At 68.5% G+C, this 21,932-nt stretch carries 24 protein-coding genes and 2 pseudogenes; 9 read left to right on the plus strand and 17 right to left on the minus strand.

All coding sequences use genetic code 11. The annotated features are described in order from the left end of the window. Positions 1-9 precede the first annotated feature (9 nt). The 10 genes from ACZ4O3_RS24680 to ACZ4O3_RS24725 form a co-directional block, all read right to left on the minus strand. Positions 10-828: an alpha/beta fold hydrolase gene (locus tag ACZ4O3_RS24680; protein ID WP_467724251.1), complete on the minus strand. Its 819-nt coding sequence runs from the start codon at positions 826-828 to the stop codon at positions 10-12. Between the two features lie 295 nt (positions 829-1,123). Beyond that, complete coding sequence (locus ACZ4O3_RS24685; protein ID WP_467724253.1) at positions 1,124-1,924, minus strand: alpha/beta hydrolase; 801 nt, start codon at positions 1,922-1,924, stop codon at positions 1,124-1,126. 75 nt (positions 1,925-1,999) lie between these two features. Further along, entirely contained in the window at positions 2,000-2,539 is a 540-nt protein-coding gene (locus tag ACZ4O3_RS24690) for a carbonic anhydrase (RefSeq protein WP_467724254.1), read from the minus strand. A 77-nt stretch (positions 2,540-2,616) separates the two neighbouring features. Beyond that, positions 2,617-3,132, minus strand: coding sequence for a carbonic anhydrase (locus ACZ4O3_RS24695; RefSeq protein WP_467724256.1), 516 nt, complete (start codon positions 3,130-3,132; stop codon positions 2,617-2,619). 77 nt (positions 3,133-3,209) lie between these two features. Then, positions 3,210-4,145 carry an SLAC1 family transporter gene (locus ACZ4O3_RS24700; protein WP_467724257.1) on the minus strand — a complete coding sequence of 312 codons (936 nt, stop codon included), beginning with the start codon at positions 4,143-4,145 and terminating at the stop codon, positions 3,210-3,212. A gap of 138 nt (positions 4,146-4,283) precedes the next feature. Further along, a complete protein-coding gene (locus ACZ4O3_RS24705) occupies positions 4,284-5,144 on the minus strand; it encodes an alpha/beta fold hydrolase (RefSeq protein WP_467724259.1) in 861 nt (286 codons plus the stop codon). 236 nt (positions 5,145-5,380) lie between these two features. Continuing rightward, positions 5,381-6,214, minus strand: coding sequence for an alpha/beta fold hydrolase (locus ACZ4O3_RS24710; protein WP_467724261.1), 834 nt, complete (start codon positions 6,212-6,214; stop codon positions 5,381-5,383). Positions 6,215-6,357: 143 nt separating this feature from the next. Beyond that, positions 6,358-7,260, minus strand: a complete 903-nt coding sequence (locus ACZ4O3_RS24715) for a helix-turn-helix domain-containing protein (protein WP_467724262.1) — start codon at positions 7,258-7,260, stop codon at positions 6,358-6,360. Positions 7,261-7,512: 252 nt separating this feature from the next. Continuing rightward, positions 7,513-8,457, minus strand: coding sequence for an MBL fold metallo-hydrolase (locus ACZ4O3_RS24720; RefSeq protein WP_467724263.1), 945 nt, complete (start codon positions 8,455-8,457; stop codon positions 7,513-7,515). A gap of 162 nt (positions 8,458-8,619) precedes the next feature. Then, positions 8,620-9,042, minus strand: a complete 423-nt coding sequence (locus ACZ4O3_RS24725) for an NmrA family NAD(P)-binding protein (protein ID WP_467724265.1) — start codon at positions 9,040-9,042, stop codon at positions 8,620-8,622. 148 nt (positions 9,043-9,190) lie between these two features. Here ACZ4O3_RS24725 and ACZ4O3_RS24730 point away from each other — a divergent pair, with 148 nt between their 5' ends. From ACZ4O3_RS24730 to ACZ4O3_RS24760, 7 genes are all read left to right on the plus strand, one after another. Further along, positions 9,191-9,655, plus strand: a complete 465-nt coding sequence (locus ACZ4O3_RS24730; protein WP_467724301.1) for a winged helix-turn-helix transcriptional regulator — start codon at positions 9,191-9,193, stop codon at positions 9,653-9,655. 577 nt (positions 9,656-10,232) lie between these two features. After that, entirely contained in the window at positions 10,233-11,723 is a 1,491-nt protein-coding gene (locus tag ACZ4O3_RS24735) for an MFS transporter (RefSeq protein ID WP_467724267.1), read from the plus strand. Between the two features lie 73 nt (positions 11,724-11,796). Then, entirely contained in the window at positions 11,797-12,183 is a 387-nt protein-coding gene (locus ACZ4O3_RS24740) for a hypothetical protein (protein WP_467724303.1), read from the plus strand. Between the two features lie 34 nt (positions 12,184-12,217). Next, positions 12,218-12,766, plus strand: coding sequence for a GNAT family N-acetyltransferase (locus tag ACZ4O3_RS24745; RefSeq protein WP_467724269.1), 549 nt, complete (start codon positions 12,218-12,220; stop codon positions 12,764-12,766). Between the two features lie 133 nt (positions 12,767-12,899). Further along, positions 12,900-13,943 carry a phosphatidylinositol-specific phospholipase C domain-containing protein gene (locus ACZ4O3_RS24750; protein ID WP_362723325.1) on the plus strand — a complete coding sequence of 348 codons (1,044 nt, stop codon included), beginning with the start codon at positions 12,900-12,902 and terminating at the stop codon, positions 13,941-13,943. 89 nt (positions 13,944-14,032) lie between these two features. Next, the gene (locus ACZ4O3_RS24755) at positions 14,033-14,593 is read left to right on the plus strand and encodes a glycoside hydrolase family 25 protein (protein ID WP_362723321.1); all 561 of its coding nucleotides are present in this window, start codon (positions 14,033-14,035) and stop codon (positions 14,591-14,593) included. Positions 14,594-14,665: 72 nt separating this feature from the next. After that, entirely contained in the window at positions 14,666-15,343 is a 678-nt protein-coding gene (locus ACZ4O3_RS24760) for a Crp/Fnr family transcriptional regulator (RefSeq protein ID WP_385000734.1), read from the plus strand. Between the two features lie 301 nt (positions 15,344-15,644). Here ACZ4O3_RS24760 and ACZ4O3_RS24765 read toward each other — a convergent pair whose 3' ends face one another. Continuing rightward, positions 15,645-16,343: an NADPH-dependent F420 reductase gene (locus tag ACZ4O3_RS24765; protein WP_467724271.1), complete on the minus strand. Its 699-nt coding sequence runs from the start codon at positions 16,341-16,343 to the stop codon at positions 15,645-15,647. 123 nt (positions 16,344-16,466) lie between these two features. After that, positions 16,467-17,026 (minus strand): annotated as a pseudogene (locus ACZ4O3_RS24770) (FadR/GntR family transcriptional regulator). 39 nt (positions 17,027-17,065) lie between these two features. Here ACZ4O3_RS24770 and ACZ4O3_RS24775 point away from each other — a divergent pair. Continuing rightward, positions 17,066-17,410: pseudogene (locus ACZ4O3_RS24775) on the plus strand (ATP-binding cassette domain-containing protein); the annotation flags it as partial. A gap of 50 nt (positions 17,411-17,460) precedes the next feature. Here the strand turns inward: ACZ4O3_RS24775 and ACZ4O3_RS24780 are convergent. Together ACZ4O3_RS24780 and ACZ4O3_RS24785 are read right to left on the minus strand one after the other, a co-directional pair. Continuing rightward, positions 17,461-17,673: an EF-hand domain-containing protein gene (locus tag ACZ4O3_RS24780; protein WP_362722651.1), complete on the minus strand. Its 213-nt coding sequence runs from the start codon at positions 17,671-17,673 to the stop codon at positions 17,461-17,463. 59 nt (positions 17,674-17,732) lie between these two features. Then, positions 17,733-18,644 carry a helix-turn-helix domain-containing protein gene (locus ACZ4O3_RS24785; RefSeq protein ID WP_362722655.1) on the minus strand — a complete coding sequence of 304 codons (912 nt, stop codon included), beginning with the start codon at positions 18,642-18,644 and terminating at the stop codon, positions 17,733-17,735. A gap of 53 nt (positions 18,645-18,697) precedes the next feature. Between ACZ4O3_RS24785 and ACZ4O3_RS24790 the strand changes: the two genes are divergently transcribed. Then, a complete protein-coding gene (locus tag ACZ4O3_RS24790) occupies positions 18,698-19,330 on the plus strand; it encodes a GNAT family N-acetyltransferase (protein WP_467724274.1) in 633 nt (210 codons plus the stop codon). A gap of 22 nt (positions 19,331-19,352) precedes the next feature. On the opposite strand, the gene ACZ4O3_RS24795 is transcribed toward ACZ4O3_RS24790, so the two are convergent. The 3 genes from ACZ4O3_RS24795 to ACZ4O3_RS24805 form a co-directional block, all read right to left on the minus strand. Next, complete coding sequence (locus tag ACZ4O3_RS24795) at positions 19,353-20,546, minus strand: YncE family protein (RefSeq protein ID WP_467724275.1); 1,194 nt, start codon at positions 20,544-20,546, stop codon at positions 19,353-19,355. Continuing rightward, positions 20,546-21,337, minus strand: a complete 792-nt coding sequence (locus ACZ4O3_RS24800) for a polysaccharide deacetylase family protein (protein ID WP_362722664.1) — start codon at positions 21,335-21,337, stop codon at positions 20,546-20,548. Before ACZ4O3_RS24800 ends, ACZ4O3_RS24795 begins: the two co-directional genes overlap by 1 nt. A 62-nt stretch (positions 21,338-21,399) precedes the next feature. After that, positions 21,400-21,903 (minus strand): ATP-binding protein, encoded by a 504-nt coding sequence (locus ACZ4O3_RS24805; RefSeq protein WP_362722667.1) that lies wholly within the window; start codon positions 21,901-21,903, stop codon positions 21,400-21,402. Positions 21,904-21,932 lie beyond the last annotated feature (29 nt).

Below are 21,932 nucleotides of genomic sequence, written 5' to 3' on the forward strand. Positions count from 1 at the left end.
TGCCGCGTATCAGCTGTGCGTGGCAGCGGCCGCGATCAGGTCGGTGACGGCTCCGGGCCTGGCGACCATGGACAGGTGGGGTGCGTTCACCTTGACGATGTGCGAGCCGGCACGGTCGGCCATGACCTGTTGCTCCGCAGGAGGGATGACCTTGTCGGCGGTGCCGATCAGCGCCCAGGAGGGGAGGGTCTTCCAGGCCGGTTCGCCCGAGGGGTCGGACAGTGCGCTGCCCGCCAGCGGGCGCTGACCGGCGGCCAGAACTGCCGCCTTGTCGTGGCCGACACCGCCGGCGAAGATCTGCGGGAAGAGTCCGGGCTTCACGTACAGATCGACGTTGCCTCCGCCGTTGGGGATGGTGACGGTGTTGAAGACGGTGCTGGGATCCTCCACGGCCAGTGCCGATCCCGGCTTGGCGGCGCTGAGCTGTCCTGCGGTCTCCCCGTTGTCGGGGATGAAGGCGTCCACGTAGACGAGCGACTTGACGTTGTCGATTCCCACAGCTGCGTTGGTGATGACCTCGCCGCCATAGGAGTGGCCGACGAGGACGATCGGTCCTTTGACCGTCTGAAGGAAGGCGTGCAGGTTGGCCGAATCGGTGGCGAGGCCGCGCAGGGTGTTCGGCGGGACGTCCACGGTGTAGCCCTGGTGCTGCAGACGCTCGGTGACGCCGGCCCAGCTGGAGCCTTCCGCCCAGGCCCCGTGAACGAGAACGATCGTCGGCTTGGCTTCGGGGGATTGCGTGGCCGTGGCCGCAGGCGCACTGGCGATCAGGCCGGTGGCACCGGCGGCGGCCGCGACGGCCACCGCGAATCTACTGGTGGTGTTCATTACTTTTCTCCTCAGGTGTGGCGTTTGGCGTGGCGGAACGGGCATGCGGTCTGACCCGGTCCTCAGGAGGCCGGGTGATTGCGGGGCGGTCCTCGGCAGGTCTGAACGCGAGTGGGTGAGCCAGTTGTTCGCTCAATGGCGTCCAGGACCCTGCCTGGTGCTGGGCGGAGTGCCGTCGCACGTACCTGCGCCGGCGCTGAAGACGTACCGGGGGAGGCCGTGTGACGAGCTGGGGACTTGCTGCCGTCGACGCTTCAAGACCGGCTGGCGTGGAGACTGCCGGGTTGCAGCGGGCCTAGAACCCCTGCCCCTTGAGCCACTTCAGGGCGACGGCTGCGACATCGGGCCAGCCGTGGTCGATAGTGAGCGAGTGGCCCCGGTCCGGAAATTCCTCGATGTCGGTGACCGCCGCGGAATGACGGTATTGCTTGAGTGTCGCCTTGGTGATCGCTTCCGGGACGGTGTGGTCCTGACCGCCCATGATCAGCAGCAGTGGGCCGCGCCGCTCGTTGCCGGTGTCCACCTTGAGAGGTGAGTGCGGCACGAAATTCATGACGGATGCCTCGAACAACGGCTTGGCCGGCCCCGGGATGCTCCACCGTTCGTGAAGCTCGTCGGACTCCTGCTCGGTCAGCGCGTTGCCGAAGCCGTAACGGAACTGCTCAGCCGTCAACGACACCGCCTTGTGCAGGTTGGCCGGATTCCTCAGGCCCGGGAACGCGCTGCGGAGCGCCGCGACGGGCACCGGCAGCACGCCCTTGATCTGCGCGGCGTCGACGGCCACGGCTGCCGCCCCTAGATTCATCCCGAGGAGCTTCTCGGCGACCGTCCCACCGAAGGAGTGCCCCACGAGGACGGGGAGAGTGTCCAGCCCTGAGATGAAGGTCTTGTAGTGCTCGACGATGTCGTCGAAGCCCTTCCCGGCAAGGCCGTCCGGCGCGGCGCGCGTCCCCTCGACGGTGGGGGCGTCACCCGGCCAGCCCGGCGCGACAGGCGCGTACCCGGCCCCCTCGAAGACCTCCAGCCACGGCGCCCACGACGAGCCGTGCACCCACAAGCCGTGAATGAAGACAACTGGTATTCGCGGGGTTTCCATTTAGTTCTCCCTCTGGGAAACGAACTGGCACGCTGATCTGATGATTGATCGGGCGCGTGGGCGACGGGTCGACGCTCACGGCACGGCGCTGGGAGGCGTGGGCGCAACGACCGTTTCGACTCGTCCGGTGGCCACGTCGTAGACGAGCCCGGAAACGAGGAACGCGCTCCGGTTGATCTCACGCAGGGCTACGTCGACATCCACGCGGACGGAGCCGAACGGGTCGCTGACCGACTTGTTCCGCAGCCCGTCGGGCGCGATCTCGAAGTAGGCGGCCAGGAGATCGGGGTAGGCGGCGAGATCGGTCATTCCGCAGTCGGTGTGGTGGAGGATGACGAGGTTCCAGTCACCTGGCTGTTTGCCGTCAGGGTTCGCCAGGCCGACCTTCCTGAGCATGGCCATCGTGCTCAGCGTCGCGGGCGTGACGCGTCCTCCGACATTCCGGATGACTGCCGCTTCGCCTTGGCCGAGGCCAAGTACGTGGGCGGGGTCCACCCGTGGATCGACGCAGCCCACGATCACGAGGTTGCCGCTCGGGTTGATGCTCAAGCCGGTCTTGTAGCGGTCGGCAGCGAACGTCGCGTTTCGCTCGGTCAGATCGTGCATGTCTGTCATGGCGCCGCCTTTCGGAGAGCCGGATCGTGCTGGGAGGGTGGCCGGCTCTGTCGAGGCCACCCGTCCCTGGGCAGGAATCAGGGTGCGGCGACGGTCTCCACAGTGCCGCTGGTGACGTCGTAGACGAGGCCCGAGACCCGTACACCCGCCAGCCCGTTGTCGGAGCGGAGCGTGGCGACGTCGCGTGTGACAGCTGCACGGGGGTCGCCGACGTGCAGATCGTCCAGCTCTTTCTCATCGACTCCGAAGAAATCGGAGAGGACTTCCGGCTGTTCTTCGAGCCGGGTGATACCGCAGTCCGTGTGGTGAAGGACGATGAACTCCCAGCCGGGACCGATGTCACCGCCGAAAGCCTGCGTCACCTTGCGCAGCATCATCAGTTCAATCAGCAATTCGGGAGTGACGCGTCCTCCGACGTTGCGGAGCGTCGCGATCTCACCGGTCTTTGCTCCGAGTACCTCGTTCGGGTCGACGCGGGGATCGACGCAACCGATGACGATCGTCTTCAGTGACGGCATCAGGCGCAGTCCGGGAGTGAACTGCCCGGCTGCGAAATCCGCGTTCCTGGCAGTCAGGGTTTCTACTACGTTCATGGCTCGCTCCTCGGGGATACGGAGTTTCGGTTTCTGGACGGGGGACATGACCGCGGCCGCTGCGGTGACAGCGGTCCTCACACTGCCCGGCCACTCTTTAGCGGTAGGAGGCTTCTGAGAGTTACCGCTGCTATGACCAGCACGATGACCGTGGCAAGTCCGAGCGCGGTCCAGGCCAGTGCCTCCCAGCCAGCGAACGCTGAAGTTCGGCACCAGCGAATTACGTAGTTGGCGGATGCTGAGGCCGGGAAGGTGAAGTTCCAGAAGCCAAGTCCGAACGCGAGTCTCCGGTGCTTGGGCAGCAGGAAGACCTGCACCATCAGCGTCATCAGGAAGATCCCGAGGAACGTGGCCTGGAGCGTTCCGGCAGGACCCGGGTACGCGGCGAAGGCCGCGACGCCCCCTGTGGCAGGTGGGGCCAGGAGGACTGACAGAGCCGGCGTGGCAGCATGTGGCAGGGGACCTGCGGTGATGAGGCGTGCCGTGATGACGCCGCCGATGATGACCCAGAAGAAGATGCCCGCTCCCAGCGCTGCTCGGGCTGCGGTCTGAGCGTGCACGGTCGACAGTCCGATACTGGCCACGAAGGGCCCGGCGACCAGCGGAAGGAAGTAGCCGGGATGAAGCTGGTTGAAACTCGTCTGCCCGGTCAGCCAATGGGCGAACAGTTGGCCCGCCACGACGGACAGCGTGAATACGAGCAGCCAGCAGATCATTCGCGCCGCATCAAACGAGACGTACTGTTCGAAATGCATGGTCAGCAAGATACCGACAACGGGAAGGAAAGCTGCTGACGCCCCGTCGACGGGATGTTCACGGTCGGCCCGGAATGCCCCACGGTCCCTGACGCGTTCTCCGACGTACACGACCGTGAATGCCAGCCAGCACACGCCACTCACCGAGAACAGGACGCCGTCCACCCATTCCGGAGCATTCAGCACCGTTGGCGCCGCCGTCCATGCTCCTCCCAGTCCCGCGAGACCGAGGGGGATGGCGAAGTAGTTGAGACTCACCCGGTACGCCGGTCGGGCTGTAGCTGTCTTACTCATGGGACCTGGCCAATGCTGGAATTGCCGACGCGAAAGCTTTATGCCGCTGACGACCGTCAGTGACACCGCGCGGGCGGGTCTCGAATGACTGCGAGGCAGACTTCAGCCCGCTCGCATGAGCACTCCCGCCAGTGCCTTGGGCTCGTCCCACTGCACCCAGTGGCGTGCCTCGACGGAGTGCCGCTGAGCGTTCGGGAAGAGACCTGCGAGGTGCTGCGCGACGCCGGTGTTCAGGTACGGATCGTTCGTGCCGAACACCACGTCGACAGGGCAGGGCAGGGTCGCCAACTTGCCTGACGCGATCACTTCGTTGGTGAGGGCGATGTCCGGGAACAGTCGACCCGTCCATGCCCGGACGGCTTCGAGTGAGTCGGGCTGTGCTGCGCTGCCGAAGAACTGGGGGATGATCGACATCTCACGGATGTCGTCCGTCGGGGCGTAGCCGAACTGCCGGGCGGTGTGCTCCAGGAGCCACTTCCGTTGCGCGGGGTCCTGCATGAGCGCATCGGCGAGCGGGACCAGATGGGGATCGCCCAGGAGCCGGATCATCTCGGGGAATCGCAGCGTGGGTGACTCGCCGAAGTAGCAGTTGAGGAGCACCAGCCGGGCCACTCGGTCAGGATGGGCCGCGGCGTACTCAATAGCCACCGGACCGCCGGCGTCGTGACCTACGATGACAACCTTTTCGAGGTTCAGCTGATCGATGACCGCCGCGGTCTCCTTGAGCCTCTGTCCCTCCAGGACGCCCGCGCCGTGGACGCGCTCGGATTGCCCGTAGCCGACGTAGTCGAAGGTGACCACACGCCGGGGTTGCAGCTCGGGGACCAGCTTGTCGTAGACGGCCGAGTCGTCGGGGAACCCGTGGAGGAGGACGAACGGGTCCCGGCCGCCCGGGAAGTCCCGCACGGCCAGGGACCCGAACGGGGTCGCTACCTTGTGCTGAACATACGTCGGCGTTGTCATGGCTTCTCCTCGCTGAACGTCCATGGGCCACCAGCCGCTGCGCCTTCCGAGACGAGCCGGTGCCGTCGGGAATTCTTCGGGGCCCCCATTGCTGGTCAGGGGCCGCCTGCGTCGTGCGGGAGCGATGGCCGGCTGCACCGTGCGGGTGCGGCCGTCCCCGCGTACCGCGCGCGTGGCGGCGGACAGGTCGGCGCGTTCGCGTCTCGCGTCCGTGGAAGGGGGCCCATTCGCGGCGTTCATGTGAGGAAGTCGATGAGCGCCGCGTTGACCTGCTCTGCGTGAGTCCAGATGACCGCGTGGGGACCACCTTCGATCACGACATGCCTGGCGAGGTTGCTGACGGACTCCGGCAACCGGTTACCGGTCCGATCCGGCGGCAGGACGCGGTCCTGGTCGCCCTGCATGACCAGGACGGGGACGTCGATCTTCGGCAGGTCCGCACGGAAGTCCGTCAGCCAGGCGGGAATGCACTCGACACTGGCAATCGCTGAGGCCGCGGTGGCCATGTTCCAGCTCGCCCTGAACCGTTCCTCGCTGACCAGCGAGCCGGCGTAGACGTCGTAGTTGTAGAACTCCGACAGGAAACCCGTCATGAACGCCGGCCGGTCACCGCCAGCTGCAGCCACGAACCCGTCGAAGAGCTCCTTGTCCAGGCCCTCGGCGTTGTCGTCCGTCTTGAGCAGAAACGGCGGCAGGGGCGCGAGCAGAGCCGCCTTCGTCACCCGGGTCGAACCGTACGTGCCCAGGTAGCGCGTCACCTCGCCCGTACCCATGGAGAAACCCACGAGCGCGACGTCGCGCAGGTCCAGCTCGGTGAGCAAAACGTCGAGGTCCCGGGCGAACGTGTCGTAGTCATAGCCGAAACCCGGCTGACTCGACTTGCCGAAACCACGCCGGTCGTACGCGATCACGCGGTAGCCGGCCGCCAGGAGCGCCGCCTCCTGCTTCTCCCACGACCGCCCGTCCAACGGGTAACCGTGGATCAGGACGACAGGAGTCCCGCTGCCGTGATCTTCGTAGTAGAGCTCGATCGGCCTGGAGTTCTCTTCACCTACAGCGACAAAGGGCATGAGCGGGTCACCTTTCATCGTTTCTGCGCGCGAGGATCAGCATGTGATCATTGTGACCAGCGACTTCCGGCCAGAACAGCTCCACCGGGCTTCCGTGCACGGCTCGCACAGAACGATGCAGGGTTTGAGCATTGACTCGTGCGCTAAGACTTTTCATTTCTGTGCAGGGTGCGCCATTCGCGCGGTGACATTCCGTAGGCCGTGCGAAAGATCCGACTGAAACTGGACATGTCGCTGAATCCCCAGCGTCGCGCCACGGTTTCGATCGTGCTGGACCGGGAGCCCGTGCTGCTCAATTCCGCCTGACACTCTTCGAGACGATGCGTGCGGATCCAGTCCGCGAGAGAGATACCGTTCGCTGCCAGGATCTTGTAGAGATGCCGGAGCGAGATGTGGTGTTCCGCTGCCACTTGAGCGGCATTCAGGCCGGGCTCGGACAGGTGCGCTCGCACGTACTCCAGAATCCTGACCAGCAGGGTCTCCTGGAGTGACGCATTCGTGAGTTGTGTGGCATCGACGTGGGTGGCGATGACGGCCCGCAGAAGATCGATGCTGGGCTGTCCTACCGCCTCGGCGCCCGTTCCCTGGAAATCTGCATGCCCTGCCGCGAGGCGCCGCAGGTGGTCGGCGGTCAGTTGAGTGATCGGGTGGCCGGGACTGAGGACGGTCGCAGAGTTCTTACTGAAGACTGCCGGGCTCAATGCGAGCCGGCCGACGGGAATCCGGAAGAAGTGCTGCCGGATTCCCTTGGCGTCCTCGACTCGATAGGGTTCGGTGGACTCGTAGAAAATGAGGTCACCGGGCCGGAGGGTGGCTTGCCTGTCCTGCTGGATCACGGTACTGAAGCCTTGTATCTGAAGGCCGACAAAGATGGCGGGCTCCAGATCGTCCTTGGTGAAACTCCCAGTTCTTTCAACGCTTCTCGCGTTCGAACGCACAGTTGCCACGGTCAGCGGCCCAAGGATCGATGTAGTCCCGACCGCCTCTACGGTTTTCCCTCGGTCCGGGAAACTGATGTCGACTTTACCGGTGAGGTTGGCTATCACCTCGCGGACTGCATCACCCCGCTCCCCCGGTGAGATGTCGCGGATATCCCATCTTGTTGTCATCGTCGTGCCACCTTTGCTACCTGCAAGCAGAGGGTCAATAGTTTTGCTGTTTGAAACCATCTCAACGGGCGGGCGAGAAAACCGGGCGCCCAAAGGCCACGAATGAAGGCAACAAGTATCCGCCGACATTCCATGGGTCTCTCCATTTGGGAATGTACCGGGCACCGCCGACGGCCACCTCGCCCGGTCTCAGGCAGCAGCGGTCAGCCGGTGCGTGGTACCGCTGCTGTTGGGAACCCAGGCATCAGCGAATTCCGCTGCCAGGGTGTGCTGGGCACGCCAACCCGTGCAGTGCCCGGGGGCAATCAGCGCCGGCGCGATCTCCTTCAGTGCAGCGACAGTGGGGGCGATGACCGGCTCGAACGCCGGGCCGGCAAGATGCAGTCCGCCAATCACGGCGTGGACCTGCTGCACTTCGGTCAGCCGTCTTGCCTGGCGAAGGATGTTGATCAGGCCAGCATGACCGCATCCTGTCAGGACCACCAGGCCGTGCCCTCGCAGGTTCACCACGAGTGCTTGATCGTCGATCACAAGAGGGTCTCTCTCCCACCGGGTTCCGCTCCAGGCTTGGTGCGCCGACGGCATACCGAGCTCGAATTCGGTGGTGCGGTCCACTTCCCCGGTGATCAGGACGCTTCCGTCCACCAGCAGTGAAGGTTCACGTCGCTCGATGACATCGAATCCTTCCCCTGTCAGGGCACGTTTGCTGAGGGTCGGGAATTCGCCCGCGCCGCCATGGGGGACTGCCATCCTCCGGCGGGTCCAGGCGTGTGGATGGATCACCATGGGCATGCCGCTACGTCCGAGTCTGCTTTTGAGCCCGGCCAGTCCGCCGGCGTGATCGAAGTGTCCGTGACTCAGTACCACTCCGTGGATGGCCTTCAGGCCGACGCCGAGCCGGTCCGCGTTGTCGACCATTGCATGCGGCGAAAGACCGGCGTCGAACAACAGAGAGGTCTCTCGTTCGCCCCGGCGAACAGTCACCAGGGCGGAGAATCCATGCTCGGCCATCAGGCCGACCGATGTCGATCCGCTTTCGAACTGGTCAGCACGGACGTCGACGGATCCGAACCCGAATCGCGCAGTCCTCGTGTCTCCTGTGAGTAGTGCGTCGAATACGTTGTCTACCAGCACAGTGACTCGCACCTCGTCGACCGGCGCAAGGGAAATCGGATCTACGGCCTTTCCGTCGGCTGGCCTCGGCGCAGACTCTGCGACCTCCACCGCACTCGCGTTCGTCGCGTCACACATGATTCTCCGATCGGGACTCGCTGCGCTGGAGGATCACAGCAGGCTTCATTCCGTGGGACGGTGGATACATGGGTTTCTCTGCGTCCGGTTCCTGCTCACGTCTGTGCGCGGACTCATGGATACCCGGAGGCCAGAATCGGCCCTGGACGTGGCCCGCTTTGAACAGCTGCCTGTGAGTTTCCCGGCCCAGCGCTCAGGACATAGGGCCGCCACTTGTCCGTGGTCCATTTCGACCGGGTGGACGAAGCAGGCGGGACTGGACGTCCGCCAGGACGGTGTGGACGCCTTCAGGTCCCGCGGGCCGCCGGCTACGACATCCACGCCGCCTTCGGCCGGCTTGTGGGATCGAGCATCCGCCGGGTGCGCCAGGGACCGGACCCGGTGCCCACGCTCAAGAAGCAGCCCAACCGTGCTCTGTCCAGTCCGACCGGTTGCGCCTGTGACAAGGATGGTGCCGCTGGATGACATGGCATGCCGCCTTGAGCGGATGGACGGTCCCGGAGGACTGGGATCACGACCCGAACAGTTTGATTTTGAGACCGTGAGGTCACGTTACCGCTGGACGGTTTGGATCGCAAACCGTGGCTTGATATTCTGAATCGTGACTCAGTCTCCGATGGTCCCAGGAAGGCCCTGTTCAGTAGCGGCGACGCTTCAACTGGTAGGCGACCGGTGGTCGTTGCTGGCCGCACGCGAGGTTCTCTTCGGGAATCGGCGGTTCAGTCAGATCGCCCGCAACACGGGGGCCCCACGTGACAGGCTGGCTGCCCGGCTCAAGTCCCTGGTCGCGGACGGCATCCTTGAGAAGCGGGAGTACCAGGCCACGCGGTTCGAGTATCACCTCACGGATGCGGGCAAGGAGCTTCTCGGCGTGCTCGCCAACCTCATGGCCTGGGGTGATCGCTGGGTGGTCGATGAACCGCCCATGGTTCTGGAGCACCACGGGCACCAGATCCAGCCGGTCACCGTGTGCGGTGTCTGCGGGCAGGCAATCAGCGAAGAAGATCTTCACTTGGTGTCTCGCGCGCCCGGATGGACGGTTGGCGGCCCTGCTGCCCAGGCGGACCTGAAGCCGTCCTGACATGCTCCTCCCCGACGGGCCGACGCCGCGCCCTCGTGAGACGCTCCCATCCCCGTTTCGCACCCCGCCATGCAAAACGTCCTTCCTGTGTGCCGGGATCTCGCTCGGGGGCTGAATCCGCACCAACCGTCTGCAGGGGGCGGGACGAGCCAGCCCGGCCGACGTGCGGCGTCAGCACCGCCATGGCGATCGCGCGCCGCTGGAGATTCACCGGCGCGTCCGGCCTCGGAGTCCCCCGGCGAGTGCTCCCTGCGTCATCGGCACCTACCGCTCCAGCATTTCCGAGTTTACGCAGAAAACGGGCGAGTATGTGTAGCCAGCCGCGAGCCGCATCTCTTCCCCGATATCGGCCCGGACAGCGAACGGCGTAGGTAATCGCACGCCCAGAATTCCCAGTAAGAACAGCGACGGGAATGGCTTTGCTGCTGTCGTCCGGCCCTGTCGCGGCTGAGCCATTCGTCATTCAGTGCACAGTTCTGTGCACAAGGTGCACCACCACTTTTTCCGCTGGTTGTCTGACCATCCGTTCTGCATCGTTGATTTCTTGTACGTCACAACACACCAGGAGTAGTGCACCATGGCCAATACGGAGAGAGCACCCGTCTCGGGCAGCCAGACCGTGCCTGTGAACGGATCTCAAGACATGGCGTCCGCGGACAACCAGCGGGCCCGTTGGGTACTGGCCCTCGGCAGCCTCGGTGCGTTCGTGGTCTTCCTCGACACCACGATCGTGAACATCGCATTCGAGACGATCAACCACAGCTTCAACACCACGACCGGACATCTGGCATGGGTCCTGAACGCGTACAGCGTGGTGTTCGCGGCTGTCCTCATCCCCGGGGGCCGGGTCGCCGACCAGTACGGGCGCAAGCAGACCTTCATGGTGGGGATCATCGGCTTCGCGCTGATGAGCGCCTTGTGCGGACTCGCTCCGAACGCCGCAGTGTTGATCACAGCTCGGGCCCTGCAGGCGGTCTTCGCCGCGCTCGTCGTGCCGTCCTCCCTGGCGCTGGTCCTCCACGACTTTCACGCCGCCCGACGCCATGTCGCCATAGGCGTATGGGGCGCGATGGCCGCCGCGGCGGCGGCGGTCGGGCCTACCCTCGGCGCACTGCTCACCGAATACGCCTCGTGGCGTTGGATCTTCTTGGTCAACATTCCGATCGCGGCAGTCATTATTACGCTCGGCAAACGACTGCTGCGTGAGTCCCGCGACGTGCATGCGTCTGGTGTCCCGGACCCTCTCGGGGCGGCCCTTGTCGCTGCGATTCCCGCGCTTCTCAGCTTCTCCATCATTGAGGGGCCGTCTCGCGGATGGTCCAATTCATGGGTGGTGGCCGGTTTCGTCGGGGCGGCCCTCGCGCTTCCCGTCTTCCTGTGGCGGACGTCGAAGTCCGCTCGTCCGGTACTGGACCTTGCTCTTTTCAAAGAGCGCCAGTTCACGGAAATGAATGCCGCTACGCTGCTGTTCTCGACAGCCTTCTTCGGGCTGCTGCTGGGCAACCTGATATTTCTCCAGACGGAGTGGCACTACTCCGTACTGCGTGCGGCGTTGGCCAGCGCCGCGGGGCCGGTCGTCGTCACCCTCATCGCCCGCTCGACCACGAAGCTCGCCAGTCTTGTCGGGCACCGTCCCGTGCTGCTCGCGGGATCGCTTACCTGGGCTCTTGGCTGCCTCGGGTTCGCCTTGTCCGTGAACGGTTCTCCGCAGTGGGTCGCCCATTGGCTGCCCTGGACCCTCCTCACCGGCCTGGGTATCGGCCTCACCCTGCCCGTCCAGTCCGCCGCTGCCGTCGCGAAACTGCCCCCGGCACAGTTCGCCATCGGCTCTGCAATCAACTCCAGCTTCAGGCAACTCGGGGCTGTCCTGGGAATCAGCATCTTCGTCGCACTTCTGGGCCCTTCTGGTCTGGTCCCCCGAGTAGCCAATTTCCATCACATCTGGTGGGTTTTTGCGGCGCTCGGCCTCACCGCCGGAATAGTCCAGGTACTTCCCCCCTGGCGGCGAAACCCGGGCATTTCGAACTCCGAAGCCTCCGCCACCCTCCGCGGACCAACCCAAGCGTGACCACGAACACAGCTGCCGGGCATGGGGGAACACGGTGCCGCGCGAGGCGGAGCCGGCGCGGCACCCTCCTTGGGTGCCAGCGGCTGGTGGACAGGGCCAGAAGTACCGCGAACGGCCCGTTTTCGTCGGCGAGTTCGTCGTAGGTGTCCACGTCCGACGGCAGCCCGAGTGGGCCATCAGGGGACGCCCCTGCTTCTCACTTCCCGAAGGACGCAGGACCCGTGACGCGCCCCCGGCGCCCAACCTCGCCGCACGGGCACGCGAGCACTTCCGCCGGTTCCCCTCCGCTGCGAGCCTCCGGCCACCGGAAGTCCCCGAGAAGTCCCCAGCGGCCGAACGGATCAAGAAAATCCCGGAGAACCAGCAGGCCGGTGGGCTCGTCGTGTCCGGCGCCCGCTTGTCCGTCAAGTACAAGGAGACGGCGCGGGGCGGTCTTGCGGTGAACATCATCGAGTGCTGAGCGCTGCCGGGACGGGCCGGGTAGATTGCCGGCCATGACCGGACTCGGGCCCGGTGCCTGGCCCCCTGCCCCCATCAGGACCGAACGCCTCGTGCTCCGCGCGTCCGAGGCCCGGGACCGGGCCGCGTTCGTCGAGCTGTTCGCCTCACCGGAGGTGGGCACCTACCTCGGTGGCCCCCGGCCGCGCGCCGAGCTCGAACGCGCGGTGCCCGAGGTGCCCGGACGGCGTCCCGGCGTTTTCGTGATCGAACTGGACGGGGCGATGATCGGCCTGGTCACGCTCGAAGGGCGCGGCACCGAGCGTCCGGTGCGCGTCCGTCCGGAGGCCGGGGAGACCGAGCTGGGCTACCTGACCCTGCCCAAGGCCTGGGGCCACGGGTACACCGCCGAGGCGTGCGCGGCCGCGCTCGACTGGTTCACCGCCGCGCTGCCCGGCGAGCCGGTGGTGCTCACCACCCAGACCGCCAACGACCGCTCGATGCGCCTCGCGGCGAAGCTGGGGTTCACCGAGGTGGACCGGTTCGAGGAGTACGGCGCCGAGCAGTGGTTCGGTGTGCGGCCGCCGGCCACGCCGTCGCGTTGAGTCCGGGCCGCTTCCCGCGGATCGTCCGTCGCCGTCGTACGGCGGTGACCGGAGTTCCCCCTGGGGCTACCGCGCGGTAACCGCCTGCCTCTACGCTGCCGCCAACTCACCCTCGGATTCAGGGAGTTGGCTCATGCGGGTTCTCAGACGGCTGGCGGCGGTCGCCGCCGCCGGGGCGCTGTTCCTGGTGGTGCCCGGCACCGCGCACGCGGACACGGACCTGGACGCGGCGAAGTTCTCCGGGACCACCACCATCGGCACGCACAACGCCTATGAGAAGGACAAGTACACGTACTGGGCGCAGGCGTTGGACTCCGGCGCCTCCCTGCTGGAGCTGGACGTGTACGCGGACAGCCTCAGCAAGCGGTGGCGGGTCAGCCACAGCAACCCGTTCGGGAACGACAACAACTGCGAGCACGCCGACACGCCGGGCGAGCTGTACAGCCAGAGCCGCAACCAGGACCTGGGCGGCTGCCTGGACAACATGGCCGCCTGGGAGCAGCTGCACCCGGACCACGCGCCCGTCGTGGTCAAGGTCGAGATGAAGGTCGGGTTCAACAACAACGTGGGCCTCGGGCCGGACGAGTTCGACACCCTCGTCTCGCAGAAACTCGGCAGCAGCGTGTACAAGCCCGCCGACCTGCTCGGATCCTCGTACTCCACGCTCGACGCCGCCGCCAGGGCCGACGCCTGGCCCACCCGGGACGCGCTCAGGGGCAAGTTCCTCTTCGAGCTGATCCCGGGCACGGTGGAGCAGGCCAACCCGTTCGACCACTACTGGACGGACGAGGAGTACGGCGACCATCTCCACGACCTGTACGCCGCCGGGCAGATCTCGGCGGCCCAGGCCTTCCCGGCCGTGCTGGGCGCGGCGAACGGAGATCCGCGCACCAGCCGGTACGACGCCGCCGTCCGGCCCTGGTTCGTGTTCTTCGACGGCGACGCCGCGACCTACGTCAACAACGGCTACGACACGTCGTTCTACTCCACGAACCACTACATCCTGATCATGACGGACGCCGCCGGCGTCTCGCCGGTGATCTCCTCGACCAGCCCGACCGACGCCGAGGTCGCGGCCCGGCTCGCGCTGCTCGCGGCGGACCACGCCGCCGTCATCACCTCGGACTGGTCGACCAAGCCGGCGGCCGTGCTCGGCGAGACGGCAGCCCGGAGCTGACGAATCACGCGCCCACGAGGATCGCCGGTGCCGATCCGGGGAATACGGAACAGGCACTTTCAATTCCTGCTCCCCAGGGAGTCCCCCACATGCTGCACGGAATCGACGTGAGCGCGTACCAGTCCTCCGCCTACGACACGGACGGCCTCTCCTTCGTCTTCATCAAGGCGACGGAGGGGCGTTCGTACGTCAATCCCAAGCTCGCCGCCCAGACCAAGACCGGCCGGGACGCCGGACTGGTCGTCGGCTACTACCACTTCCTGTGGCCGGGCAACCTCGACGCCCAGGCCGAGTACTTCGTCAGGCACGCCCCCGAGAAGGCGGGCGAGATCCTCGCCGTCGACTGGGAGACCACCGGCGACGGCACCCGCGCGAGCAACGCCGAGAAGGACCGCTTCATCCGAACGGTGCAGGAACTGCGGCCCAGCCACCGGGTCGTGCTGTACACGAACCGGAACTTCTGGCTGACCGTCGACACCACCTCGTTCGCCGGCGACGGCCTCTGGATCGCCGACTACGTCAGCGCCGGCCACCCGCGCATCCAGGCCAAGTGGCGCTTCCACCAGTACACCAGCGACCCGCACGACAAGAACGTGGCGGACTTCGCCTCCAAGGCGGCGCTCAAGTCCTGGGCGCTGAAGGGCGACTGAGCGCCCGCGCTCGCCGCCCTCCGGCGAGGCCGCCAGGTTTCGGTCCCGCGCGCCGGGGCGACACTGTGAACCGTGGTGACCAGCCCCGCCCCCTTCTGGGAGGCCCTCGACGCCACCGACCGGGCGGTGCTGCTGCGGGCGGCGACGCGAGTCCCGCTCCCCGCCGACCGGCAGTTCCTCACCCAGGGCGAGGACTCCGACCATCTCGTCGTGCTGCTGCACGGCTGGGTCAAGGTCGTCGCCCAGTCACACGCCGGCTACCGCGCCCTGCTCGCGCTGCGCGGCCCCGGCGAACTCCTCGGCGAGCAGGCTTCGGTGGAGAACGGCCGCCGCTCCGCCACCCTGGTCACGGCCACCGCCGCCGAGCTGCTGCACCTGCCCGCCGGCCGCTTCCGCGCACTGGCCCGGGGCCGCCCCGGCATCGCCGCCGCCTTCGAGCAGACGCTGGTGCGACGGCTGCGCGAGGCCGACGTCCAGCGCGCCGGCATCACCGGACCGGTCCCCGCCCGGCTCGCCGCGCTCCTCCTCGACCTGGTGGAACGCTGCGGCCTGCCGGAACCGGACGGCCCCGGCCGTTGCATAGCCCTCAGCCTCTCCCAGGACGACCTGGCGGGCCTCCTGCTGACCTCCCGGCGGACGGTGAGCCGGGTCCTGGAGCAATGGCGCTCCCGAGGGTGGATCGTGACCGGACGCCAATGGCTGGCGGTGCGCGCCGCGGAGCGGCTGAAGGAGCAGGCGTTCGGCGGCTGACCGGCACGGGGCCCGTCGTCCGACGCGGCACGGACGGCGGGACCGGGCTCCCCAGATCGGTCCCGCCGCCGGCCACCCCCGTGGGCCCGCCGTGCCGGGAGCGTCCCCCGGTCTCGCTCTCGCGCGTGACGGTCCCCCGAGCCCACGGGGAGTCCGGGTGGTGCCGGACGGCGGGTGCGGTGACCGGCCCCCGGCACGGTGTGCCGTGTTCTGGATAGAACCTGCCGGCGGCGGTGTCTACGCCATGTGGCGCACAGCGCCCCGATCCCGCCCGGGGGTGGGGCCGGGGCGACGGAAGACCCTATCCGCGGAAGCTCTCGGGCCGTTCCGGGGACGCCTCCGCCAGGGCCTTGCGGACGCCCTCGGCGCCGTCCCGCAGGCCGTACACCGGGGTGCCCGGCTGCTGGCGCCAGGAGTCGTCGATGCCGCCGTTGTCGACCGTGTCGAAGCCGAGTTCGTCGATCAGGGCGCGGACGACCCGCTTGGCCGCCTCGTCGTCGCCGGAGACCGGGACGGCCTGCCTGCCGGGGTCGCCGGCGGGACGGTGACGGTCCAGGATGTCCTGCGCGTAGGTGCCGTTGAATGCCTTGATCACCGGGTGCCCGATCTGCCGCTCGGTCCAGCGGCTCTCCGTGACGTCCCCGGCCTCGATCTCGTCGATGCGGCCGTCCCGCTCCCGCGGGTAGTAGTTGCCGGTGTCGATCACGGCGACGTTCGCCGCCGCGCCGTCCAGCAGGCCCGCCGGCAGGTCCGGGACCGCCCTCACCGGGACCGTGACGACCACGACCTCGGCGCCGCGCGCGGCCTCTTCGGCCCGCACGGCCGTCGCTCCGGTCTCCTCGGCCAGTTCGCGCAGCGTCTCGGGGCCGCGTGAGTTCGCCACCGAGACGTCGTGGCCGAGGGCGGTGAGCCGCCGCGTGAGGTTGCCGCCGATGTTGCCCGCGCCAATGATGCCGATCTTCATGACACGCCTTTCGAGATTCGATGCACGCGCATGCATGCACTGTCGGCGGCCATAACCCCGGTCGCCTGTGAGCTATTCCACAGCTGCGCCGATCGAGTGATCCGCCCGCGGCCTTCGCTGCCCGGCGGCCCCCGCTGCCGCGCGGCCCCGCTCCCCCGGTCACCCCGCGAACGGATCCGTCAGTTCCGCCCGCAGCACCTGCGCCGCGGACTCCGCGTCGCCGTCCGCCGGCGCCCGCACCAGCGCCTCGTGGGCCTCGTCCCCGGTGTGGGGGTCGGTGGCGCGCAGGCCGGTCAGGGCCGGCAGCTCGATCAGCCCCTCCCGGAGCGCCGGCCTGAACTCGGCGAACAGATCGGCGAGCACGGAGTTGTGCGCGACGGCGACCACCGCCGCGTGGAAGGCGATGTCGGCGTCGACGAAGGCCGGGGCGTCCCCGTCCCCCGTCCCCCGTCCCCCGCGGCCCGGCGCAGCCGGGTCGGCCAGTCCTCGGCGGCCTCGGCGGCGATGACGCCCGAGCCCCGCCGGGGCCGCACCGGAGCGGCCCCCGCGAGCGCGCGCAGCGCCTCACGGACCGTGGAGCGGCCGCCGAGCTCCTTCACCAGGGTCGTCTCACCGGGCAGCCGGGTGCCGACCGGCCAGACGCCGCCGGTGATCTGCTCGCGCAGCCAGGCGGCGGCCTGTTCGACCAGGGGGCTCGGGCGGACGGGGCCGAGGACCAGGCGGTGTCACCAGCGCTGCTGCGGAGCGGCACGTCGCACAGGAACCGGACCCCGATCGCCCGCACCCTGATGCCCGAGCCCCGGCTCCTGCTGCTCGACGGACCGGCCGCCGGCCTGGACCTGCCCGGCCGGGAGCGGCTGCTCACCGCGCTGGACGCGCTGCGCCGGACCGGTCCCCGGCTGGCGACCGTCCTGGTCACGCATCATTCGGAGGAGCTCCCGGCGGGCACCAGCCACGCCCTGCTGCTGCGCGACGGCCGCGCGCCGGCGCCGGGCCCGGCCGCCGGCGTCCTCACCAGCGACCAGGTCGGCAAGTGCTTCGGCCTGCCGCTGACCCTGGAACGGCACGGCGGCCGCCGGACCGTCCGGGTCGAGCCCCGGCCACGAGAAGAGGGGGCCCTGGATCCGGGCCCCCTCCGCTTCACTCCTGGCGTCTACTTGCTCAGGTGGGCCCAGAACTCGTCGAACGACAGGACCTTGTCGCCGTTCAGGTCGCGGCTGTTGATGATCGCCTGGGCGACCGTCTCGGTGACGTTCCAGTCGCCGCCCTGCGCAAGGGCGGTCTTGAACTCGACGGCGGTGATGAAACCGTCACCGTCCGCATCGATCCGCTGGAAGTGAGTGCGCGCTTCTTCGATGTCCGCCACCGATCCGCCCCTTTTGTTCGTAGTACCTGTGCCGTGTCGGCGTGCTGTCGCAGGTCAGATTAACGGTCCACACGAGCCCGCAGAGCCGCGGCCGCCCAGGTGAACTCCTCCGCGTGAACCCTGAGGGGCTGTCCCTTCAGCACGGCGAGCAGTTCGCGGTAGCGGGCGAGCCGGTCGTCGAAGGCGGTGTCCAGCCGTGCCAGCACGGCGGCCGGGTCGGCGTCGCCCAGCAGTTCGCGCAGCACCGCGCCGGCCTCCGGCGCCTCGGGCGCGATGCCCCGCCGACGCGCCTCGCCGACCAGGTCGATGAGCCGTTTCATGAACCACAGGGAGGCCCCGGCCGGCACATCGGGCCCCCGGTCGGCCGCGTTGAACTCGGTCGCCCTGCGCATCCGGGCCCGGAAGTCCGGGTCCTGGACCATCTCGGCCAGCTCCACCCACGCGTCGACCTGTTCAGGGCTCGGGTCCACCGGCAGTTCCGCCACGGCGGCGAGCATCCGCTTGCGGATCTCCGGATCGACGGTGTCGAGGCCGTGCAGGGTCTCCTCGACGAACTCCTCCAGGATCCGCCGCCGCTCGGCCGCCGACAGCCGTGCCAGTCTGTTCATCAGGGTCGTCTCCTCCGCACTCGAACCGCGTCGCGCCACCGTCGAGAGCACCGCCCGGGTCACCTTCAGCGACCGGATCTGCGCGTCCAGCGCCGCCACGTGCGCCGCCGCGACCTGCGCCACCGTCTGCTCACCGGAGAGCACCGCACGCACATGCGCCAGGCCGAGGCCCAGCTCGCGCAGGGTGCGGATCAACTCGAGCCGGGCGAAGGACCCGGCGTCGTACAGCCGGTAGCCGCCGGACGACCGGCCCACCGGGGTGAGCACGCCCTCGTCGGACCAGTAGCGGATGGTGCGCACGGTCAGCCCGGTGGCGCGCGCCAGTTCGCCGATGGTGAGAAGTCCGGTGCCGTCCTCGATCATGTCTGCGAGTGTGGGCCTTCCAGTGGGTGGAGACTCAAGGAGCGGGCACGGCCATGGGGACCTTGCGGGACATTCTCGACGCGGCGGCCCGTGGCGTCTTCCCCCCGGCCGACGGCGGTACGACCGTCGTCCCGCAGCCGTCCGGCCGGGACGCGGGGGTCCTCTCCTTCACCGCGCACTCGGTCGTCTTCACCGACGAGGACCCGGAGTGGGTGTACGACACGCTGCGCGCGATCCCCTGCGATCCGCTGTGCGCGACCATGAACGCCCGTTTCCTGGTCGCCCTGATGGAGCGCACCGGCCGCGAGCAGGAGACCGTCGACGCGCTGCTGGTGGCGGGCCCCCTCCCGGGCCGGCCGGAGCTCCCGCTGACCGAACTCACCGGCCCCGGCCACTCCCGGGTCGCCTACGCCCGCGCCCGCCGGACCGAGGTACGGGCCTGGGCGGCTCAGGGCGGGGTGGTCGTCCTGGGCCGCGGGGTCGCCGGACGCCTGGAGGTCTCGGTGGAGGTGGACGAGGGGGTAAGGCGGCGGGGGCTGGGCCGGGCCCTGGTGACCGCCGCCCGGCAGCTGGCCGGGGAGCCCCTGTGGGCGCAGGTCGCCCCAGGGAACGCCCGGAGCGTACGGGCGTTCCAGGCCGCCGGTTATCTGCCGGTCGGCGCCGAGGCGCTGCTGCTCGAACCCTGAACCGCCCGGACCCGGGCCGCGGTCAGCGGAAGATGCCGGTGTGGCCGAGGGAGTAGCGGCCCGGCTGCGGATAGACGGCGAGGCCGTGCGGGCCGCTGCCGACGTGGATGCGGGCCAGTTCGGCACCCGTGCCGGTGTCGATGGCGTAGACCTCGGAGTTGTACCGGCCGGACAGCCACAGGACCTTGCCGTCCGCCGACACCCCGCCCATGTCCGGGCTGCCGCCGCCCGGCAGCTGCCACTTCTTCGTCAGCCGGTTCTGGGCGAAGTCGAAGACGGAGATGGTGCCCTCGCCCCGGTTGGAGACGTACATCTCGCGGGAGTCCCGGCTGACGTACAGGCCGTGTGCGCCCTTGCCGGTGGCCAGGAAGGCGGGTTTGGTGAAGTGGTCGCCGTCCAGGATCCACACCCCGTCGGCCATCATGTCGGCGATGTAGAACAGCTTGCCGTCGGGCGAGATCTTGACGTCCTGCGGCATGGCGCCGTGGAACGGCAGTTTCTCGTGCCGGAGCACCTCCATCTTCTCGGTGTCCACCTTGAGCAGCTCCCCGCTGAACTCGCAGGAGACGATGAAGTACCGGCCGTCCGTGGAGAAGTCGGCGTGGTTGACGCCGTAGCAGCCGACCGGGACGGTCTTGACGGTCTTCATGGTGTGCGCGTCCCGGAACACCAGCTGGCGGTCCGCGGAGGCCATCACGATCGCGTACCTGCCGTCGGGCGTGAAGTACAGGTTGTACGGGTCGTGCACGGCGACCGGCCGGCCGGCGCGGCCGGTCCGCGGGTCGATGGGGGTGAGGCTGTTGCCCAGGTCGTTGTTGACCCACAGGGTCTTCAGGTCCCAGGAGGGCACGACGTGCTGGGGCTGGCGGCCGACCCGGATGGTCTCGGTCACCCGGTAGGTCTTCGGGTCGATGACGGAGACGGTGTCGGAGTTGGTGTTGGGGACGTAGATCCGGGACGGGAAGTCCTTGACGACGGGCGAGAGGTTGCCGGGGCGGTCGGCGGCGTACACGTCGGAGGGGTCGAGGACCGGGGGCATGCCCGGCAGTACGTCGACGGCCGGCTCCGCCTTCTTCGCCTGGGGCCGTACGGACGCGGTGTCGCGGGCGGCCGGTGTCTCGGGGTCCCCGGATCCGCCGCCGCACGCGGACAGCAGTGCCAGGGCGGCGAGGGCGGCCAGGGCGGCGGGCAGCCGGGCGGCTTTCGTGGTTCGCATCAGCTCAACAGCTCCGTGGTGGTGACCGCGTGCAGTCCGCGGCGGTGGAGTTCTTGGAGTACGCCGGGCAGGGCGTCGGCCGTTTCCGGATATCCGAAGTGCATGCTCACCACCGAGCCGCCCGTGACCTCCGCGAGCACCTTGCGGGTGATGGCGGCCGCGCCGGGCCGGGTGTAGTCGAGCGAGTCGACGTCGTACGACAGCACGTGCGGGTAGCCGGCCTCGGTGGCGAGCCGGGCGACGAGCGGGGTGGCCGTGGGCGCCCTGGAGGGGCGGAACCAGCTGCCGATCGACCCGGTGAGCCGTCTGAGGCGGTCCGCGCACTCGGTGATCTCCGCGCGGGCGCCGGCCTCGGCCATGGCGTTGACGGAGATGTGCCGCTGGGTGTGGTTGCCGAGGTCGTGGCCGCCGTCGAGGACGCGGCGGGCCATGGCGGGATGCGCGTCCAGCCAGCTGCCCACGGCCAGGACCGTGAGACGGGCACCGTGTTCCTCGGCGGTGGCGAGGAGCCGGGTGGCGAGGGCGGGATCGCCCTGGCCGTGGAAGGTGAGCGCGACGGAGGCGCTCGCGCGGGGCCCGTGGGTGATCTGGAGCGGCTGTCCGGGGAAGGCGCGGGGGGCGGCGGCGGGCGCGGCCGAGGCGGGAGTGGTCGACGCGAGGTTGGCGGCGAGGTGCGGAGGTGCCGCGTCCGCACCCGTGGTGCCGCAACCCGTGGCGAGTGTGCCTCCGGCGATGAGGCCGGCACCTGCGCGGAGGACGCCGCGTCGGTTGGAGGTGGTCACGAGCCCCATTTAAGGGGGATAGGACAAGAAAATGGGTGATTGACCTGATAGGGGGCTCGTCAGGCGAGCCCTCACCGATCGGCCACCCGCATCTCGAACCAGGTCGTCTTTCCTCGCGGCAGCAAATCGACGCCCCACCGGTCCGACAGTTTGTCCACCAGGAACAGGCCCCGCCCGCTGATGTCCAGCTCCTGAACCGGCATCAGGCACGGCAGCCCCCGCGACGGGTCCCGGACCTCCACCCGGATCCAACCCGGGCGGCGGCGCATCCGCAGCCCGAACACGCGGGCACCGGTGTGCCGTACGGCATTGCCCACGAGTTCGGAGACGAGTAAGACCGCGTCCTCCGTCATCCTGGGGCTGAGCCGCCACTGGCGCAGGACCACGACCTGGGCGAGCCGGCGGGCGGTCGCCGCGGACTCGGGGCGGGACGGCAGCGGAACCTCCGCCTCCGTCGGATTGCCGAACAACTCGATCGCCTTGAGCGCCCGCTCGTCCTCGACCGCAGGCGACCACCGCGCCGCGGCCGCACGGCTGTGTCCCCGCGGCTGTTCGATGCCCTCCAGCCCCGCCATGCCCCCATCATGGCCGCCCGGCGGGCCTC

It is taken from the genome of Streptomyces sp. NPDC026515 (assembly GCF_055567595.1).

What these genes read in the sequence shown, in the direction of transcription:
- ACZ4O3_RS24750 (WP_362723325.1), top strand. Translation starts at nt 12,900, where the DNA reads ATGCGGGTTCTCAGACGGCTGGCGGCGGTCGCCGCCGCCGGGGCGCTG.
- ACZ4O3_RS24800 (WP_362722664.1), bottom strand. Translation starts at nt 21,337, where the DNA reads ATGGGGCTCGTGACCACCTCCAACCGACGCGGCGTCCTCCGCGCAGGT.
- ACZ4O3_RS24685 (WP_467724253.1), bottom strand. Translation starts at nt 1,924, where the DNA reads ATGGAAACCCCGCGAATACCAGTTGTCTTCATTCACGGCTTGTGGGTG.
- ACZ4O3_RS24695 (WP_467724256.1), bottom strand. Translation starts at nt 3,132, where the DNA reads ATGAACGTAGTAGAAACCCTGACTGCCAGGAACGCGGATTTCGCAGCC.
- ACZ4O3_RS24805 (WP_362722667.1), bottom strand. Translation starts at nt 21,903, where the DNA reads ATGGCGGGGCTGGAGGGCATCGAACAGCCGCGGGGACACAGCCGTGCG.
- ACZ4O3_RS24725 (WP_467724265.1), bottom strand. Translation starts at nt 9,042, where the DNA reads ATGTCATCCAGCGGCACCATCCTTGTCACAGGCGCAACCGGTCGGACT.
- ACZ4O3_RS24745 (WP_467724269.1), top strand. Translation starts at nt 12,218, where the DNA reads ATGACCGGACTCGGGCCCGGTGCCTGGCCCCCTGCCCCCATCAGGACC.
- ACZ4O3_RS24795 (WP_467724275.1), bottom strand. Translation starts at nt 20,546, where the DNA reads ATGCGAACCACGAAAGCCGCCCGGCTGCCCGCCGCCCTGGCCGCCCTC.
- ACZ4O3_RS24755 (WP_362723321.1), top strand. Translation starts at nt 14,033, where the DNA reads ATGCTGCACGGAATCGACGTGAGCGCGTACCAGTCCTCCGCCTACGAC.
- ACZ4O3_RS24680 (WP_467724251.1), bottom strand. Translation starts at nt 828, where the DNA reads ATGAACACCACCAGTAGATTCGCGGTGGCCGTCGCGGCCGCCGCCGGT.
- ACZ4O3_RS24730 (WP_467724301.1), top strand. Translation starts at nt 9,191, where the DNA reads ATGGTCCCAGGAAGGCCCTGTTCAGTAGCGGCGACGCTTCAACTGGTA.
- ACZ4O3_RS24710 (WP_467724261.1), bottom strand. Translation starts at nt 6,214, where the DNA reads ATGCCCTTTGTCGCTGTAGGTGAAGAGAACTCCAGGCCGATCGAGCTC.
- ACZ4O3_RS24765 (WP_467724271.1), bottom strand. Translation starts at nt 16,343, where the DNA reads ATGCATGCGCGTGCATCGAATCTCGAAAGGCGTGTCATGAAGATCGGC.
- ACZ4O3_RS24785 (WP_362722655.1), bottom strand. Translation starts at nt 18,644, where the DNA reads ATGATCGAGGACGGCACCGGACTTCTCACCATCGGCGAACTGGCGCGC.
- ACZ4O3_RS24790 (WP_467724274.1), top strand. Translation starts at nt 18,698, where the DNA reads ATGGGGACCTTGCGGGACATTCTCGACGCGGCGGCCCGTGGCGTCTTC.
- ACZ4O3_RS24705 (WP_467724259.1), bottom strand. Translation starts at nt 5,144, where the DNA reads ATGACAACGCCGACGTATGTTCAGCACAAGGTAGCGACCCCGTTCGGG.
- ACZ4O3_RS24735 (WP_467724267.1), top strand. Translation starts at nt 10,233, where the DNA reads ATGGCCAATACGGAGAGAGCACCCGTCTCGGGCAGCCAGACCGTGCCT.
- ACZ4O3_RS24690 (WP_467724254.1), bottom strand. Translation starts at nt 2,539, where the DNA reads ATGACAGACATGCACGATCTGACCGAGCGAAACGCGACGTTCGCTGCC.